The organism is Terrimonas ferruginea DSM 30193 (genome assembly GCF_000425585.1).
Taxonomy (GTDB): Bacteria; Bacteroidota; Bacteroidia; order Chitinophagales; family Chitinophagaceae; genus Terrimonas; species Terrimonas ferruginea.
This window is the reverse complement of sequence record NZ_AUDS01000023.1, coordinates 91,869-107,003: the sequence shown is the minus strand read 5'-3', so window position 1 is coordinate 107,003 and position 15,135 is coordinate 91,869. Positions and strand designations below refer to the sequence as shown.

At 48.1% G+C, this 15,135-nt stretch carries 10 protein-coding genes; 3 read left to right on the top strand and 7 right to left on the bottom strand.

The features are described 5' to 3' along the window. Positions 1-228, bottom strand: a 228-nt coding sequence (locus tag H608_RS24075) for a DUF4372 domain-containing protein (RefSeq protein ID WP_028787572.1), incomplete at its 3' end; no start/stop codon positions are given. 301 nt (positions 229-529) lie between these two features. Then, positions 530-3,478: a TonB-dependent receptor gene (locus H608_RS0110040; RefSeq protein ID WP_028787571.1), complete on the bottom strand. Its 2,949-nt coding sequence runs from the start codon at positions 3,476-3,478 to the stop codon at positions 530-532. A gap of 147 nt (positions 3,479-3,625) precedes the next feature. Here H608_RS0110040 and H608_RS0110035 point away from each other — a divergent pair, with 147 nt between their 5' ends. Next, on the top strand, positions 3,626-4,555 hold the full coding sequence (locus tag H608_RS0110035) for a phosphoribosylaminoimidazolesuccinocarboxamide synthase (protein WP_028787570.1): 930 nt from the start codon (positions 3,626-3,628) through the stop codon (positions 4,553-4,555). A 133-nt stretch (positions 4,556-4,688) separates the two neighbouring features. Next, complete coding sequence (locus H608_RS24360) at positions 4,689-4,853, top strand: hypothetical protein (RefSeq protein WP_155990112.1); 165 nt, start codon at positions 4,689-4,691, stop codon at positions 4,851-4,853. A 196-nt stretch (positions 4,854-5,049) separates the two neighbouring features. Here H608_RS24360 and H608_RS0110025 read toward each other — a convergent pair whose 3' ends face one another. Beyond that, positions 5,050-8,637, bottom strand: coding sequence for a PKD domain-containing protein (locus H608_RS0110025; protein ID WP_028787569.1), 3,588 nt, complete (start codon positions 8,635-8,637; stop codon positions 5,050-5,052). Between the two features lie 368 nt (positions 8,638-9,005). Beyond that, entirely contained in the window at positions 9,006-9,440 is a 435-nt protein-coding gene (locus tag H608_RS0110020; protein ID WP_028787568.1) for a hypothetical protein, read from the bottom strand. 391 nt (positions 9,441-9,831) lie between these two features. Between H608_RS0110020 and H608_RS0110010 the strand changes: the two genes are divergently transcribed. Then, entirely contained in the window at positions 9,832-10,938 is a 1,107-nt protein-coding gene (locus H608_RS0110010; protein WP_028787567.1) for a lactonase family protein, read from the top strand. 111 nt (positions 10,939-11,049) lie between these two features. Here H608_RS0110010 and trhO read toward each other — a convergent pair whose 3' ends face one another. The 3 genes from trhO to H608_RS0109995 form a co-directional block, all read right to left on the bottom strand. Next, entirely contained in the window at positions 11,050-12,081 is a 1,032-nt protein-coding gene (gene trhO / locus H608_RS0110005; RefSeq protein ID WP_028787566.1) for an oxygen-dependent tRNA uridine(34) hydroxylase TrhO, read from the bottom strand. Positions 12,082-12,191: 110 nt separating this feature from the next. Next, positions 12,192-14,699, bottom strand: coding sequence for a DUF5686 and carboxypeptidase regulatory-like domain-containing protein (locus H608_RS0110000; RefSeq protein ID WP_028787565.1), 2,508 nt, complete (start codon positions 14,697-14,699; stop codon positions 12,192-12,194). A 74-nt stretch (positions 14,700-14,773) separates the two neighbouring features. Further along, a complete protein-coding gene (locus H608_RS0109995; RefSeq protein ID WP_028787564.1) occupies positions 14,774-15,130 on the bottom strand; it encodes a hypothetical protein in 357 nt (118 codons plus the stop codon). Positions 15,131-15,135: the final 5 nt, after the last annotated feature.

The window sequence follows — 15,135 nt, the reverse complement described above, 5'->3', positions numbered from 1 at the left end:
ACCTAATCCGAGATGATAATGTTTTGGTTTATGCGCATTGATGCAAACAATAAGATCCCTTAGACTTTCCCGATTGCTTAACTGTCCAAATATCATACACATGAACTGATGCCAACAAGTAAAATGTCTGACACCTTTGTTACCATTAAACATCTTGATACAACGATCAAAAACACGACTGGGTAAAAGCAACACTGCCTGCGCAAAGACATATTGTCCAGAATTCATAAGCCTCTGATTTTCATAAAACTAGAAAATCAGTAGTTTCAAATCGTCACCGCCCTAAAAATGCTTGAAACACACGACTACCAAGACTTTCAAAGAACTTCAATTAAATTATACCGGACACTAGTGATAAGTTATAGGCTATAAGTTTTGAGTAAAGATGCACGCTGATGCCATTGTTCGTGTGTACACGAACAATGGCATCAGCAAATAAGAATCCATCATTCACTATTCACCATTGACGATTGACGAAAAAACCCCGCCGGTTGGCGGGGTTTTGCTTTTTTATTAAAACATTCACTTATTACAGGTTGAAACCATAGCTCACATAGTACAGACCGCCTACGTATGGGCTTCCGAAGCCTGTGCGGTAGTAGCTGTTGAGGATGTTGGTACCACCGATGCGGATCGTGCTCTTGCTCTTAGGCACACGATAAGATACCTGTGCATCCACCCATGTGAAAGAAGGCAGTGTACCGGTAACGAAAGTACCTTCATAGTAGTTGTTGCCCTGATACTTCGCCACGATGTTAAAGCCTACTCCTTTGTACACATCCTCGCTGCGCAGACCGATGTTGAAGCGGTAGTCAGGAGCATTGAAGTAAGAAACGAATCCGGCAGGCACATCGTTCAGCTCGTCCTGGAACACGTTACCATAAATAAAGTAGTTCTTGGCAAATTTATACTCTGCACTGATGCCCCAGCCGATCGCTTTTACTACCGCTGTTGCATTTTGTACATAAGAAATATTGGTAGTAGTGAAAGGGCTGTAGAGTTCCTGCTGGTTGCCTGATTTGGTCTGGCCAACTGCTACGGTAGACAGGAAGTCCTGGTAACGGCTGTAATAAACATAAGCGTCGATCAGCAGGCGGCCGCCGAGCACACCGCGGTAACCGAGTTCGTAAGAGTTTACAGACTCAGGCTTCACATTTTTGTATTCAGCAGCTACGAGCAGGCTGGTGTTGTTGGGGTTACCGCTGTTACGGTAAGCCAGGATGCTGGCTGCCGTATAACCAGGCAGTGTAGAGTTCAATTTATAGAAGCTCTGGAATTCAGGCAGACAGCCGATCAGCGTGCCGGACCCTGTTACCAGGCTGATGTATTGGTTCTGGTTGGTTGGGAAACGGTAAGCAGTCTGGTAAGACAGGCGGATGTTGTTGTCCTTCGCTACGCGGAATACACCGGTAACGCGCGGAGTGAAACGGCCGTCGAAGTTGGTTTGCTTATCGTAACGTCCACTGGCAGTAATGGTCAGGAAGTTGTCGAAGAATGCTTTCTTCAGTTGCAGGTAACCACCGATTTCGTTGATCTTCAGCACACCGGCTGTGTCGGCGAAGATGGTACCCTGAGAGTTCATGACATATTGTTTCCACTGTGCACCGGCAATTACTTCGAGCTTGTCGCTGAAGTTGAGGGCGTCTGAAACGTTCAGCTGGCCTTCACCCGCATACAGATCGGAGCGGTCGAGGAACTTGGCACCGTTTCTCTTGATAGGTGTAGACTTCACTTTGCTGGCAGCGGCGTTGAACTCAGGTGTGCCTGGCAGCAGACGGCCCTGATCGGCAAAAGCGCGGGCATTCATGTGCGCCTGCATGTCGCTGATAGCGGCACCACCCTGGCGGCGGCTTTCAGAATAAGCAGCTACATACTGCTGGAACCATGTTGAGTTAGCTTTCCAGCTATCATTGATGAAAGCACCGAGGGCGCTGGCGTTATAAGAATCACCTGCATTTTCCTGGGTTGTGTAACCACGGACCATCCAGGATTTGCCTTTGATTTCCAGTTTATGCTGCGCGATCTTCAGGTTGCGCAGGGAATAACGGTCAGCACCTGTATAAACAGTAGTACCGGTACCGAAATAAGTGCTCAGTGAAGCTTCGATACCCGGAGTGATCTTATAATGCAGGCTTGCATTCAATTTCACATTAATTGCGTTGTAGTCAACCAGGTCACGTTCGTTGTAACCGGTACGTGATACGTTGTAGTTACCAAAATAACCGTTGCGGTTACCGTTGTAAAAAGGCATCAGGTTGTTGATGTTGCCCTGGATCGCCGGGTTGTTGATAGCAGCCAGTACCGGTGCGGGGAAACCTGCGAAAGTATAGAAGCCGGCTTGTTGTGCAGCGGTAGGATAAGCGGGGTTACCGATAGCACCGTAGTAGCTATTCAGCAGTGAAACCACGTCAATCTGGTTGCCGGTAGCACCCAGGATACCTGCGCGGATCTGGCTTTGTACCAGTTGTGCGAAGGAAGACATGTTAGCGCTTACTTCATCACCATATATATTAACGCCGTTGAAGTTGGGGTCGTTCTCGCGGCTGCCACCGGTTACTTTGCTGAGTACACCGATCTGTTGTTTGTTGCGATAGTCGTTCGCTTCCCAGTCTTGTGCGTTTACGAGTGATGCAGAGATCTTGAAGGCAAATTTATCGTTGAACGCTTTTGCCCAACGCAGTTGCCAGTCGTAGTACGGAGCGGCGGCGCGCTGACGTCCGTCAACGTGGTTGATACCTTGTTTGATATTGAAGCTGAGGCCCTGGTATTTAAAAGGGTTTTTGCTGTTGATGAGCAGGGTACCGTTGATACCGCCGGAACCATACAGGGCGGAAGACGCACCTGCCAGCAGTTCCACGTTGTCAACATCCAGGTCGTTGGGGCCGATCACGTTTCCTACGGAAAAGTTCAGACCGGGCGCCTGGTTGTCCATACCATCTATAAGCTGGTTGAGACGGTTGTTACCGCTGCTTACGAAACCGCGGGTGGTAACCGTACGGAAAGTAAGACTTGCCGTATGCATATCCACACCTTTAAGGTTGGTAATAGCTTCGTAGAAGTTGGGGGCTGCGGCATTGCGGATAGTAGCGGCGCTCATGCGCTCTACCGTAACCGGAGACTCCAAAATACGTTGGGGAGCACGGTTGGCGGAAACAACTACTTCCTGGCCGAGTTGACTGTTAGGTTTGAAACTGATATCCAGCGGGGTTGACGCGTTGCTCACGTCCACGGTCAGCGAATCGTAACCGATAGACGTAAATACGAGCGTAACGGGAAACTGGCCGATGCTCAGGCTGAACTCACCATTGGAATTGGTGTAAGTACCAACGCTGGTTCCTTTCACCACTACCGACACGGCCGGTACAACTTCCTGGTTGGCACTGTTCTTAACTTTACCGGAGATGATGGTTTGGGAAATAGCAGTAAGCGAGAGCAGACTCGCAACCGTTGCTAGCAAAAAGCGCAAGCTTTTTCTCATAAGTGGCAATTTTGGTTTGTAATCAGCCGGAAAAATAAGCATTGTCTTTTTGATCTAAAAATTTAATTTTTCTATAACAAGAACAAAATGTTGAAATTCTGAAAGCCCGGTCGTTGGGCGTTTTTCGGGATCGTCTTACTTTCGTTCATGGCTAATTTCAACTTCCCCCAACAGACAGGATTTTATCAGGGTAAAGTGCGTGACGTTTACAGCATCGGCGAGCAATGGCTGGTGATGGTGGCTTCCGACCGGATTTCCGCTTTTGACGTCATTCTCCCCCGCCCCATTCCCTTCAAAGGACAGGTATTAAACCAGATTGCGGCTTATATGCTGGAAGCCACGGCGGATATCTGCCCCAATTGGCTGACCACCGTTCCGGCTCCCAACGTGTCCATTGGCCGCCGCTGCGAGCCTATCCGCCTCGAAATGGTGGTACGCGGCAACCTCACCGGCCACGCCTGGCGCACTTATTCCGCCGGTCAACGCGTGCTTTGCGGCGCTGCCATGCCCGATGGATTGAAAGAAAATGATTATTTCCCCGAACCCATCATTACGCCTTCCACCAAAGCCGTGGAAGGACACGACGAAGACATTTCTCCGCAGGAGGCCATTTATACAGGCCTGGTAACGCAGGAAGAATGGGAAACCATCAGCCGTTACGCACTGGCATTATTCGAGCGCGGAAAACAACTCGCCGCCAAACAGGGACTGATCCTGGTCGATACCAAATACGAATTCGGAAAAATCGGCGATACCATTTATTTAATGGATGAAATCCATACGCCCGACAGCTCGCGGTATTTCTATGCCGACGGATTTGAAGAACGCCAGGAAAAAGGCGAACGCCAGAAACAACTCAGTAAGGAATTTGTCCGCGAATGGCTTATTGCCAATAATTTCATGGGCAAAGAAGGACAAACCGTTCCGGAAATGAGCGACGAATGGGTGAATACCATCTCGGGACGTTATATTGAATTATATGAAAAGCTGACCGGCCGCAGCTTTGAACCAACCAAACTTACGGATGAAGAAACGTTTGAGCGGACGGTGAAGGCGTTGGGTGCAATAGGTCAATAGGTGAATGGTGAATCGTCAATAAATTCCATGACTACTGAAACTTCGCCCGATACTTCGCCCGATCCTTCGGGCAAGTTCAGTACGACGCTTATTACGTATAACCTATGATCTCCTCATCATGAAAATACCGTATTTGATCATAGCAGTTCTCATTCTTCCTCTTTTATATAAAAGAATGCAGATGCTGTATATCGCCGTCAAAGAGAAAAATAAAGATCAGGTAAAAGTGAATCTTGTTTTTCTTTTTTTGATGCTGGTGGTGAGTGCGGGAATTGTGGTGATTTCTTATAGGCAGTGAACTGTCAATTGTCAATGGTGAATAGTCAATAAGCATCCCGCGGCTGCAGCCATGTATTCCCCCCTGAGATTCTCGAAGTGAGCAATCCATGGCTGTTACCTACACTTATTACTTACTACTTACTACTTACTACTTACTACTTACTACTTACTACTTACTACTTACTACTTACTACTTACTACTTACTACTTACTACCTACAACTTTACAAACGTCCTGTCGATCTTCCTGCCATCGGAAGTAATAATCCGCAAGAAATAAGTACCACTTCTCAGGCGGCGCAGATCAATCGTATGTTGCAGCATAGCCTGATTTTTATTCACTATGCGCTCATGGACCTTTCTCATTTCCGCATCATAAATAAGCACCCTGACATTTCCGTTTACCTGGTCGCCGTAGCGGAGAGTGAGATCGTTAGCGGCGGGGTTCGGATAAACGAGGAGGTTTAATATCGCTTCTACTACATTTATTTTCACAGTAGCCGAAGCGGTAGCCCCTTCATTATCGGTAACAGTTAACTCAAATATATATTCTCCAGGCAGCAGACCTTCCACGTTTGTACGCGCGGCGGCTGGCGCTGTAATGCGTGCGACCGTTGGCCCGGATACCTGGCGCCAGCGATGGATCACGATCTGTCCGTCAGGATCTGAAGAGGCACTTCCATCCAGGGAAGCAGCGCTTGACGGAAGGCTAAGCGTAAAGTCTGCACCGGCAATTGCGCGCGGCGGTTGATTGACACGCGGCGCCGGTAAGACTGTTACCATTACCTCGTCACTGGCATTAGCACCAGAGTTATCTGTTACAGTAAGACGGAAAATATAGGTTCCCTGCGTCAAACGATTAATGCGTGTAACAGCAGCCGACGGTGTTTCAATCGTGGCATCGGTTGGCCCGCTGACCCTGGTCCAGGTAAATGTGGTAATCGTTCCATCGGGATCATAGGAAGCAGCACCATCAAGCTGTACCTGGTTTACGGGAAGGCTGATCGTTATATCATTCCCGGCCCGGGCTATGGGTAATTGATTCGCCGGTCTGTTCACAATCACCTGCACCTCGTCGCTGGCGGTGGCTCCGGCATCATCGGTAACGGTAAGGCGGAACGAATAGGTTCCCTGGATAAGATTATTTACCGCAGTAACGGCTGCGTTGGGATTGACGATCACGGGAGCTGCCGGTCCGCTGATCAATGTCCACTGCCAGCGAATGATACTTCCATCCGGATCATAAGAAACACGGCCATCGAGCGTAGTGGCATTGGTCGGCAATGTCATTACAATGCTGTTACCCGCCTCGGCTACGGGCGGCTGATTGGGTGGCAACACTGTAATCCTTACATCGTCTGTATGTGCGGCACCATTATCATCTGTCACTGTAAGCCTGAATACATACACACCCTGCACAAGGCCGCTCAATGAAGTAAGCGCTGCTGCAGGATCATTCAATATAAAATTAGCTGGTCCGCTTATGTAAGCCCAGCGATAACTCACGATGCGTCCGTCCGCATCGGCCGAATTACGTCCGTCGAGTTGAGTATAGTTGACAGGCAAACGCAATACCTGTTGATCACCCGCATTTGCTACCGGTGGCTGATTCACCGCAGGATTTACCGTCACCTGTACGGTGGCATCCGCCGTGGCACCGCTGTTATCTGTTACTTGTAAACGGAAACGATAAATTCCCTGTGTGAGGCCTGTCACGTTAGTGGTAACAGCATTTGCCGTAGCAATCGTTCCTGCATTCGGGCCGCTGATCTTCGACCAGGCATACGTGGTGATGGTTCCGTCGGGATCATTGGCTGATCCGCTTAATACTACAGTATTTATCGGTAAGGTGATCGTCTGATCCGTACCGGCACTCACCACCGGCGGTTGATTAGGCGCGGCGTTCACCGTCACCTGCACTATGGCATCGGCCGTTGCGCCGCTGTTATCTGTTACTTGCAAACGGAAACGATACACACCTTGCGTGAGACCTGTCACGTTAGTGGTAACAGCATTCGCATTCGCGATCGTTCCGGCATTCGGGCCGCTGATCTTCGACCAGGCATATGTGGTGATGGTTCCGTCGGGATCATTAGCTGATCCGCTTAATACCACATTATTTATTGGTAAAGTGATCGTCTGATCCGGACCGGCACTCACCACCGGCGGTTGATTAGGCGCAGCATTCACCGTCACCTGCACTGTGGCATCGGCCGTTGCGCCGCTGTTATCTGTTACTTGCAAACGGAAACGATACACACCTTGCGTGAGACCTGTCACGTTAGTGGTAACTGCATTCGCATTCGCGATCGTTCCTGCATTCGGGCCGCTGATCTTCGACCAAGCATACGTGGTGATGGTTCCGTCGGGATCATTAGCTGATCCGCTTAATACCACAGTATTTATTGGCAAGGTGATCGTTTGATCCGAACCTGCACTTACTACCGGCGGTTGATTAGGCGCGGCGTTCACCGTTACCTGCACGGTATCGGCTGCCGTTGCGCCGCTGTTATCGGTTACCTGCAAACGGAAACGATACACACCTTGTGTGAGACCCGTTACGTTAGTGGTAACAGTATTTGCCGTAGCAATCGTTCCGGTATTCGGGCCGCTGATCTTTGACCAGGCATACGTGGTGATGGTTCCGTCGGGATCATTGGCTGACCCGCTTAATACCACATTATTTATTGGTAAGGTGATCGTTTGATCCGCACCGGCACTTACTACGGGCGGTTGATTAGGCGCGGCGTTCACCGTCACCTGTACAGTATCGGCTGCCGTTGCGCCACTGTTATCTGTTACCTGCAAACGGAAACCATACACACCTTGTGTGAGACCTGTTACGTTAGTGGTAACAGTATTTGCCGTAGCAATCGTTCCGGTATTCGGGCCGCTGATCTTTGACCAGGCATACGTGGTGATGGTTCCGTCGGGATCGTTTGAACCCGTTCCGTTTAAGGCAATGCTGTTTGTGGGTAATGTGATGGTTTGATCGGCACCGGCGTTGGCAACGGGCGGACGGTTAACCGGTGCTGTGCCGCTTCCGGGTGCTACGTCGTTATAGGTTGCATTTTCGTTACCGATCCTGACTTCATCAAAAAACAAAATGCGTTGTGTAGTGGTGGAAGTTTGTATTCCCCAACCGTATTTATTAATGCCAAGTTTGAATGAATTGGTGATGGCGGCTGTCTTTACGTTTTCTTTATTGACAACCAGCGTACCGTTGCGCCAGACCTGCAACAAACCGGTGGTAGCCGTTGACCAACGAATCCGTATCACAAAGTCTACCCATTGATTGGAAAGCACGGGACCGATATCATTGTATACGTTTCCGGAGGAAGTACCGGTATTGTTGGTAACGATTGTAAAACGTCCGCCGCTCGTCCACAAAGAAAGCGCGGATGAACCGGAGCTGTTGTCGGGATGCCATTGAAAAACGTGTTCACCCGCCGGATCGTTTGCCCAGTCTTTGAGATACATGGAAAAGCCATACCAACGGTCGACGTTAAGCGGATCGCTGCTGCGGGTAATTTCGGAGCGGATGGAACTGCTTGTTTGGGGATCACTGCTACGTACTTCCAGCCGTAAAGCGGAAGACCCGGCTTTGAGTTGTTCGGCTGACTGCTGCACGGAGTAATTGCAGCAATGTTGGTTGTTGGTCCAACCTGCGAGGTAATTGCTGCCTTCAAAACCCGACTCCAGCAGAAGGTTTTGTCGCTGTGCTGTTACCGATATGCCTGCCAGTAGCAGACATATAAGTATGAAGCCTCGCAATGGTCTTGCATCAGGAATTTGGATAAGCATTAGCTTAAGGTGTTTTTACATACTTTATTGGATAAATCTATCCAGTCAGCTAGCTGTCTGGACGATACGGATTAGGATAAAATTCTATTAAGATTTTTACAAATACTATACCAGCTACCGGTATTCTATCCACACTTAATTAACATTTTTTATTGAAAATCCGGGCAGCACCGGCGTATAACTCCGATGGCCTTTGCCGGAAGTATGGCTGAAAATTAATTTGTTAGCATGCGTTATTCCGTAGTTATACGCATGGCAGGGGTCTCAGAAAGGCGCAGCTTCTCCGTTGGAGAGGACGTATTTGTTCTTTTTCCCATAAAAAAAGCTACCCTTCCGGATAGCTTTAAAATACGATTGATTAAGTGTAATTACTGTTTCGACTCCTGAGCCAAACCGGCTTTGTTGATCTTCTTGGCTTCTTTTGTGCCTTTGCCATAGTAACCGCAATAGTAGTCAATGGCATCCTGGGCATCGTAATAGCTCAGCCAGTATTCCTGAACGCGTGCGGTCATCAGTGTGCGGTTGGAATAGTTGTAAAAGTCGCGGGTGCCGATGCCGCTGAAGTTACCATATACAACAGCACCTTCATAAGGCAGATAACCATCTGCGCTGCGCAGGACTGAATAACCGTTATAGGTTTCTACAACATAATAAGAACAATCGCCCGAACTATAAACAACGATACCCCGTTCTTGCGAAAGCCAATAGCCTTCATCGAAAACATAATCGTTGCGTTTATAACAACTGGTCAGGATCACTGTGGCAGCGATCAGCAGGGCCGAAAGGGTAAAAATCTTCTTCATTTTATAAGCTTTTGAGGTTTAGTAATTTTTCTGAAACCGGTTCTCTTTTCTTACATATAAGACTGTACCATAAATGAAAAAGTTACGTGGCACGTTGTTAAAATCCATTGGCGAAAAGGCTGTTTTTGGTGAACGAATTGTGAAGAGTGAATGGTTTGCGTGAATCGTCAATCGTGAATCGTGAATCGTCAATCGTCAATCGTCAATCGTGAATAAGTCAATAAGTGAATAGGTGAATCCTTCCCCCGATGCTTTTGTAGTTCGCTCGGACGCGAACCACGGTAATGGGTAAATTTGGCTATTAACCTTATGCCCTATACCTTACGCCTTACGCCTTACGCCTTACACCTTATACCTTACGCCCTATAGCTTAAACCTTTACTTTTGTCAAATGAAATACATCCTCCTCTTCCTTTTATTCCCTAGCATGATGCAGGCACAAAACAACTACATGCTTGTGGGCACCTACACCGACAATAGTCCCAGCAAAGGCATTTACGTTTACCGGTTCAATGCGGCAACAGGAATTGCGGAAGAAGTGAGTCATGTTGCTTCTCCTAATCCATCGTATCTGGCTGTATCTCCGGACGAGCGTTTTGTATATGCGATTTATGAAAATGCTGCCGGTGGAAATGGCGGAGAGATCGCTTCTTTTTCCTTTAATAAAAAGGACGGCACCCTGCAATTACTCAACAAGCTGCCGACAAAAGGTGATCATCCCTGCTATGTAGAAACCGATCGCACAGGTCGCTGGGTGTTTGCCGGCAACTATACCAGCGGAAGTCTTTCCATGTTTCCTGTTAAAACAGATGGAAGCCTCGACAGCGCAACCGTACATATTACCCATGAAGGAAGCGGACCCGATAAAAAACGCCAGGCATCTCCGCATGTGCATTGCACCAAAATTTCCCCGGACAATAAATTTTTATATGTTGCCGATCTCGGGGTAGACAAAATATATGCGTACGCTTTTGATGCTACGAAAGGTAGTTTGCAACCAGCCGCGCAACCTTATGTAAGTGTTATGCCCGGCGAGGGTCCACGGCATATCACCTTTGATAGCAAAGGGCGCTTTGCTTATCTCCTTACGGAAATGACCAGCAAGATCCATACATATAGTTATCAAAACGGGAAACTCACGGCGGTGCAAACCACACAAAGTTTACCTCAGGAAGGTAATGGCGGCAGCGCTGCTATTCATCTGTCACCCGATGGGAAATTTCTTTATGCTTCGCATCGCATTAAATATGTAGGGCTGGTGATCTGCCGGGTAGGCAAGGATGGAAAACTGACCAAGGCAGGTTATATGCCGAGTGGCGGCGAAGCTCCCCGCGATTTCACCATCGATCCGTCGGGCAACTTTCTGCTGGCCGGCAACCAGGGAAGCAACAATATTGCTGTCTTTCGCCGCAATGCCTCAACAGGATTACTCACCGATACCGGCAAGCGCATTGAGGTTGGCAAGCCTGTTTGCTTTAAATGGATCAGCGGGAAGTAGTAAGTAATAAGTTATAAGTATTAAGTCAACAGCCATTGACGATTGACTTATTCACTTATTGACCATTGACGATTCACCATTCACGATTGACGATTGACGATTCACCATTCACTATTCACCCCGAAGATCGGGTCGCCGGCGCCTTGATTTATTGAACACATTCCGGCCCTTCTCGATGCCCTTCCTCAATTCTTTCTGCTGTTCCTCCGGTAAATGGATCATATCCTGGCATTCCTTTGAGCAGCAATTTTCATAGTTGGCCTTGCACACTTCACATTGGATAAACAACAAATGGCAGGCATCATTTACACAATTGGTGTGCGTATCCGCCGGCTTACCGCATTGATGGCATTTTGCAATGATTTCGTCGGTGATGCGCTCTCCGAGCCGCTGATCGAAGACAAAGTTTTTTCCATGAAATTTATTCGGCAGGTTCTGCTCGCGGACCTGGTTACTGTAGTTGATGATACCTCCCTCCAGGTGAAAAACATTTTTAAATCCGCGGTGGAGCATATAGGCTGACGCTTTCTCGCACCGGATGCCACCCGTGCAATACATGATGATATTTTTGTCCTTATGTTCCTCCATCATTTCCACCGCCATCGGCAGTTGCTCGCGAAATGTATCACTCGGAATTTCTATCGCTTTTTCAAAATGTCCCACTTCAAATTCATAGTGATTCCGCATGTCGATCACGATGGTCCCGGGCTGTGAAGTCAGTTCGTTGAATTGATCAGCGTTTACGTAACGGCCCTTTTTCTCCATACTGAATTCCGGATCATCGATGCCATCCGCTACGATCTTTTCGCGGACTTTGATATCAAGTACGTAGAAGGATTTACCATCGTCATTAACGGCAATATTCAACCGCAATCCGTTCAAGGGTTCGAACGAATAAAGGTATTCGCGCAGTTTCTCCAGATTTTTCGTTGGAGCGCTGATCTGCGCATTGATGCCTTCGGCGGCCACATAGATACGCCCCATTACACCGATCTCACTCAACTCACGGTAGATCGTGTTGCGGAAATCTTCCGGGTCAGGAATAGGGAAATAACAATAAAATGAAATGGTGGTGCGCGGAGTCGGGTCCTGGAGCATACGCTCCTTCAACTCCTTGCGGGAGACGCGGTTGTGAAGTGCCATTGTTTGAAATTTGAATACACCGGAGTGTACAATTAATACAATTGGTCAGTTGCAGGCTGAACCAAATTTCAGCACAAAGATAGCATTTCTGTTATTTTTCAGCCGACTTGTCAGTTACGTGCAAAACGCCCACCGAGCAATCCACCGAACCCAACTCGTACACCAAACTTGGTTCCCAGCCCCGGCTGATAGGCATTCACGAAGTCGACACGGAAGAGTTTCAGGATATTTTCCAATCCTGCGAAGGCCTCCACATAGTAACTGTTGTTGTTTACATAAAACGCATTGCTGCCTACCACCAGGTTCCATTTCAGCCTGTTAATCAGCGGAATTTTATTCGTCAGCAAACCGTTGAAATGATGTTCAACATGTGCGAGCGCGTAAAACGGCTCGGCATTGCTGTAACGATAATAAGGAGCCAGTTGGAAACTGTTCAGGTATTTCAAGTTGTAGAATGTCTGGTTGCCGTTGAAGTGTTGCAGATCCGGTATATCAACGCGGCGGCTGTTAAAGAATCCGCCCACACTTACGCGGTACTGCAACTCCCCTTTCAGTTTAAAGTTCATCTTATCTGTCACCGACACTTTCCATTTATCGAAATCCGCATCACTGTTGAAGATGTTGGGAATGCCTTTGTTATACTCCAATTCAAATGTCGGCATTTTAGAACCGAGTGGCATTTTGTAGGTGGGGTATTGAATATAACGCTGGCCCGGTTGCCAGCTCACGGAAATGCCTGCCACAAATGCCTGGTTGCGATCGAAAGGTATACCTGCGAGATCTTTCGGATGATTGGGCAGGAATGTACCTTCACGGCGGAAGAATGAAAAATCAGTTGTGTTTTCCACGGGTAAACGGTCTTCATACAATACCTGCGCACGGAAACGAAGACCATTGTCCAGTTGCTTGTAGAAGCTTACCTGCCCAAACCAGTTTTCATACAACTTCATAAAGTTGCGTTTGAAAAACAGTGTATATACTTCATTGGTCAGTGCATCGATGGGATTGTCGCGGTTGAACTGGCTAACGCGTTTACCTCCGCTAAAGCTGAGCGACTGGCGGTTGAACTGTCCGCCTTTACGGTCCACGATGGTAAGACCACCCCACATATTCAGGTGGGTGTTGCTGAACCCGTAGCGTGTTTGCCAATCTACATTATAAGTGTAACGGCCCTTCTTAGGGATGATACCAAACTGTTGTTCCACATTCACCGAAACCCCTTCGACGGTATTGTATTCGAGTTCGCGAAGCAGCGCGTTCAGGTGATAACGGACCGAAACTTTTTTCCCGAATTTCGTCCGGCCAAATCCGCCTGAAGACCAGAGAAAATCTTTGATCTTGACTTTGCCCTGGTTGCGTTGCAGGGAATCCAGCACGCGGCGGGAGCTCATTGAATCTCTCGTGGCTTTGGCTACGCTGTCCTTGAACAAATAATCTTTTACTTCTTCGGGTTCCAGGGCCACGGGGCGTGCAGCATTCCAGTAATTGGTGTCACGCTTATTAGACGCCGTATCGTAGCGCATCAATATTTTACCAAAGTATTTTTTACCGAATGCAGGATTGATGTTGTAATCGGAATAAACGTTTACAAAGTTGCCGGCTACATCGATACCCAGCCGTTTAATGGCCACATAGGTGACCTGGTTCTTGGTTTTCCACACGTCATCTTCCACCAGCGCATGCAACTGGCTTACGCGGAGTGTATCGATCAACTCGAGCTGATAATCTTTGGTGGTCAGCAGGTCGAGGCTATGGATACGCCATTCATCTTCCACGATCTGGATGGTACCGGAGAACAGCGGCTCATTTTTGCGGCGGGGTGTAACGCGGATCGTGTTCACGGTTTTTCCATCTTCGATGAAAAAGCCTTCGTATTTGTAACGGTAGTAATTCAGGGCCCCGTCGGCAATCGGGGAAATGAAGCCGCGCGGATTGACATTGTTATCGAATACGTTAACGTTGTTCTGATAAAAGTTGATGAAAAACGGAAAGCTTAAACCGAATCCGTTACCTCCACTCTCGCGGGTGGAAACCACTTCCATTTTCACTTTATCAGGCTTAACGTATGATACGTTGGTAATGGATTCGGAAAGGTAAAGAATGCCACGGCCGGCAGAATCGAGCCCGTCGTTGGGCGCACGCTCGATCTTTTGTCCGAATACTTTTTTGGGCAGGCCGCGGGAACGCAGCAAACCTTTGATATAAACCTGTACAGTAAAGGAATCGACCTGGTTATTGTAAAAAGAGCGTTTTTTGATCGCCTGCCGGATGATCTCATATGCAGGGTCTTCCCCTTTTTTGATGATCACTTCGTCGAGCGTAAGCCCCTGAATGGTCAATATAAAATCGACGGTTTGCGGCGCATCTGTAACAGTGATTACTTTTTCTGTGCGGGTATATCCGACGAACTGGCACACGAGCGTGTGCTGTCCGGGAGCGAGCTCCATTGAATATTTTCCCGAACTGTTGGCATTGGCCCCCCGACTGGAACCTTTTAAGGAAACAGAAGCGTACGGAAGCGGATTACCTTTTTCATCAGTGATAGTACCGGTAATAGTACCCGCATAAATGACGTTGGCCATGAATACGGAAAGCAGCAGGAATAAAAATCTGGTCATAGTGTAACTACGAAAATACAGGCCGTTTTGTTACAGGCAAGCTACACATGAATATTCCCAAAACCTTAACAACTTTATGAGCGGGAAGATGGCTTGATGGCGACCATAAAACTTCCGCTCAACGCAGCCAATCCGCCAACCAATCCACCCACTAATCCGGTAACGATCACGAGCATGAACGGGCTGCCGACGCCCATCAGTTTGGCAATACGTGTAGCCAGGATATGTTGATTCTGTACATCGATCCAGTAAGAAAGCCCCGCCCATAATAGAAATACGGCGAGAAAACCGGCAAGAAAAGCCATTCCGGGACGCTGACGCACCAGTACTGCAGTGATAAACGCTGCAGGTGCAATGATCCACCAATCAAAGTAAAGGCCACCTGTAAACGCAAGTGCGGCTGTCAGTAAAAAGGCGATTAAAAATTTCATATAAA

What these genes read in the sequence shown, in the direction of transcription:
- trhO (WP_028787566.1), bottom strand. Translation starts at nt 12,081, where the DNA reads ATGGCACTTCACAACCGCGTCTCCCGCAAGGAGTTGAAGGAGCGTATG.
- H608_RS0110025 (WP_028787569.1), bottom strand. Translation starts at nt 8,637, where the DNA reads ATGCTTATCCAAATTCCTGATGCAAGACCATTGCGAGGCTTCATACTT.
- H608_RS0110010 (WP_028787567.1), top strand. Translation starts at nt 9,832, where the DNA reads ATGAAATACATCCTCCTCTTCCTTTTATTCCCTAGCATGATGCAGGCA.
- H608_RS0110020 (WP_028787568.1), bottom strand. Translation starts at nt 9,440, where the DNA reads ATGAAGAAGATTTTTACCCTTTCGGCCCTGCTGATCGCTGCCACAGTG.
- H608_RS0109995 (WP_028787564.1), bottom strand. Translation starts at nt 15,130, where the DNA reads ATGAAATTTTTAATCGCCTTTTTACTGACAGCCGCACTTGCGTTTACA.
- H608_RS0110040 (WP_028787571.1), bottom strand. Translation starts at nt 3,478, where the DNA reads ATGAGAAAAAGCTTGCGCTTTTTGCTAGCAACGGTTGCGAGTCTGCTC.
- H608_RS0110035 (WP_028787570.1), top strand. Translation starts at nt 3,626, where the DNA reads ATGGCTAATTTCAACTTCCCCCAACAGACAGGATTTTATCAGGGTAAA.
- H608_RS0110000 (WP_028787565.1), bottom strand. Translation starts at nt 14,699, where the DNA reads ATGACCAGATTTTTATTCCTGCTGCTTTCCGTATTCATGGCCAACGTC.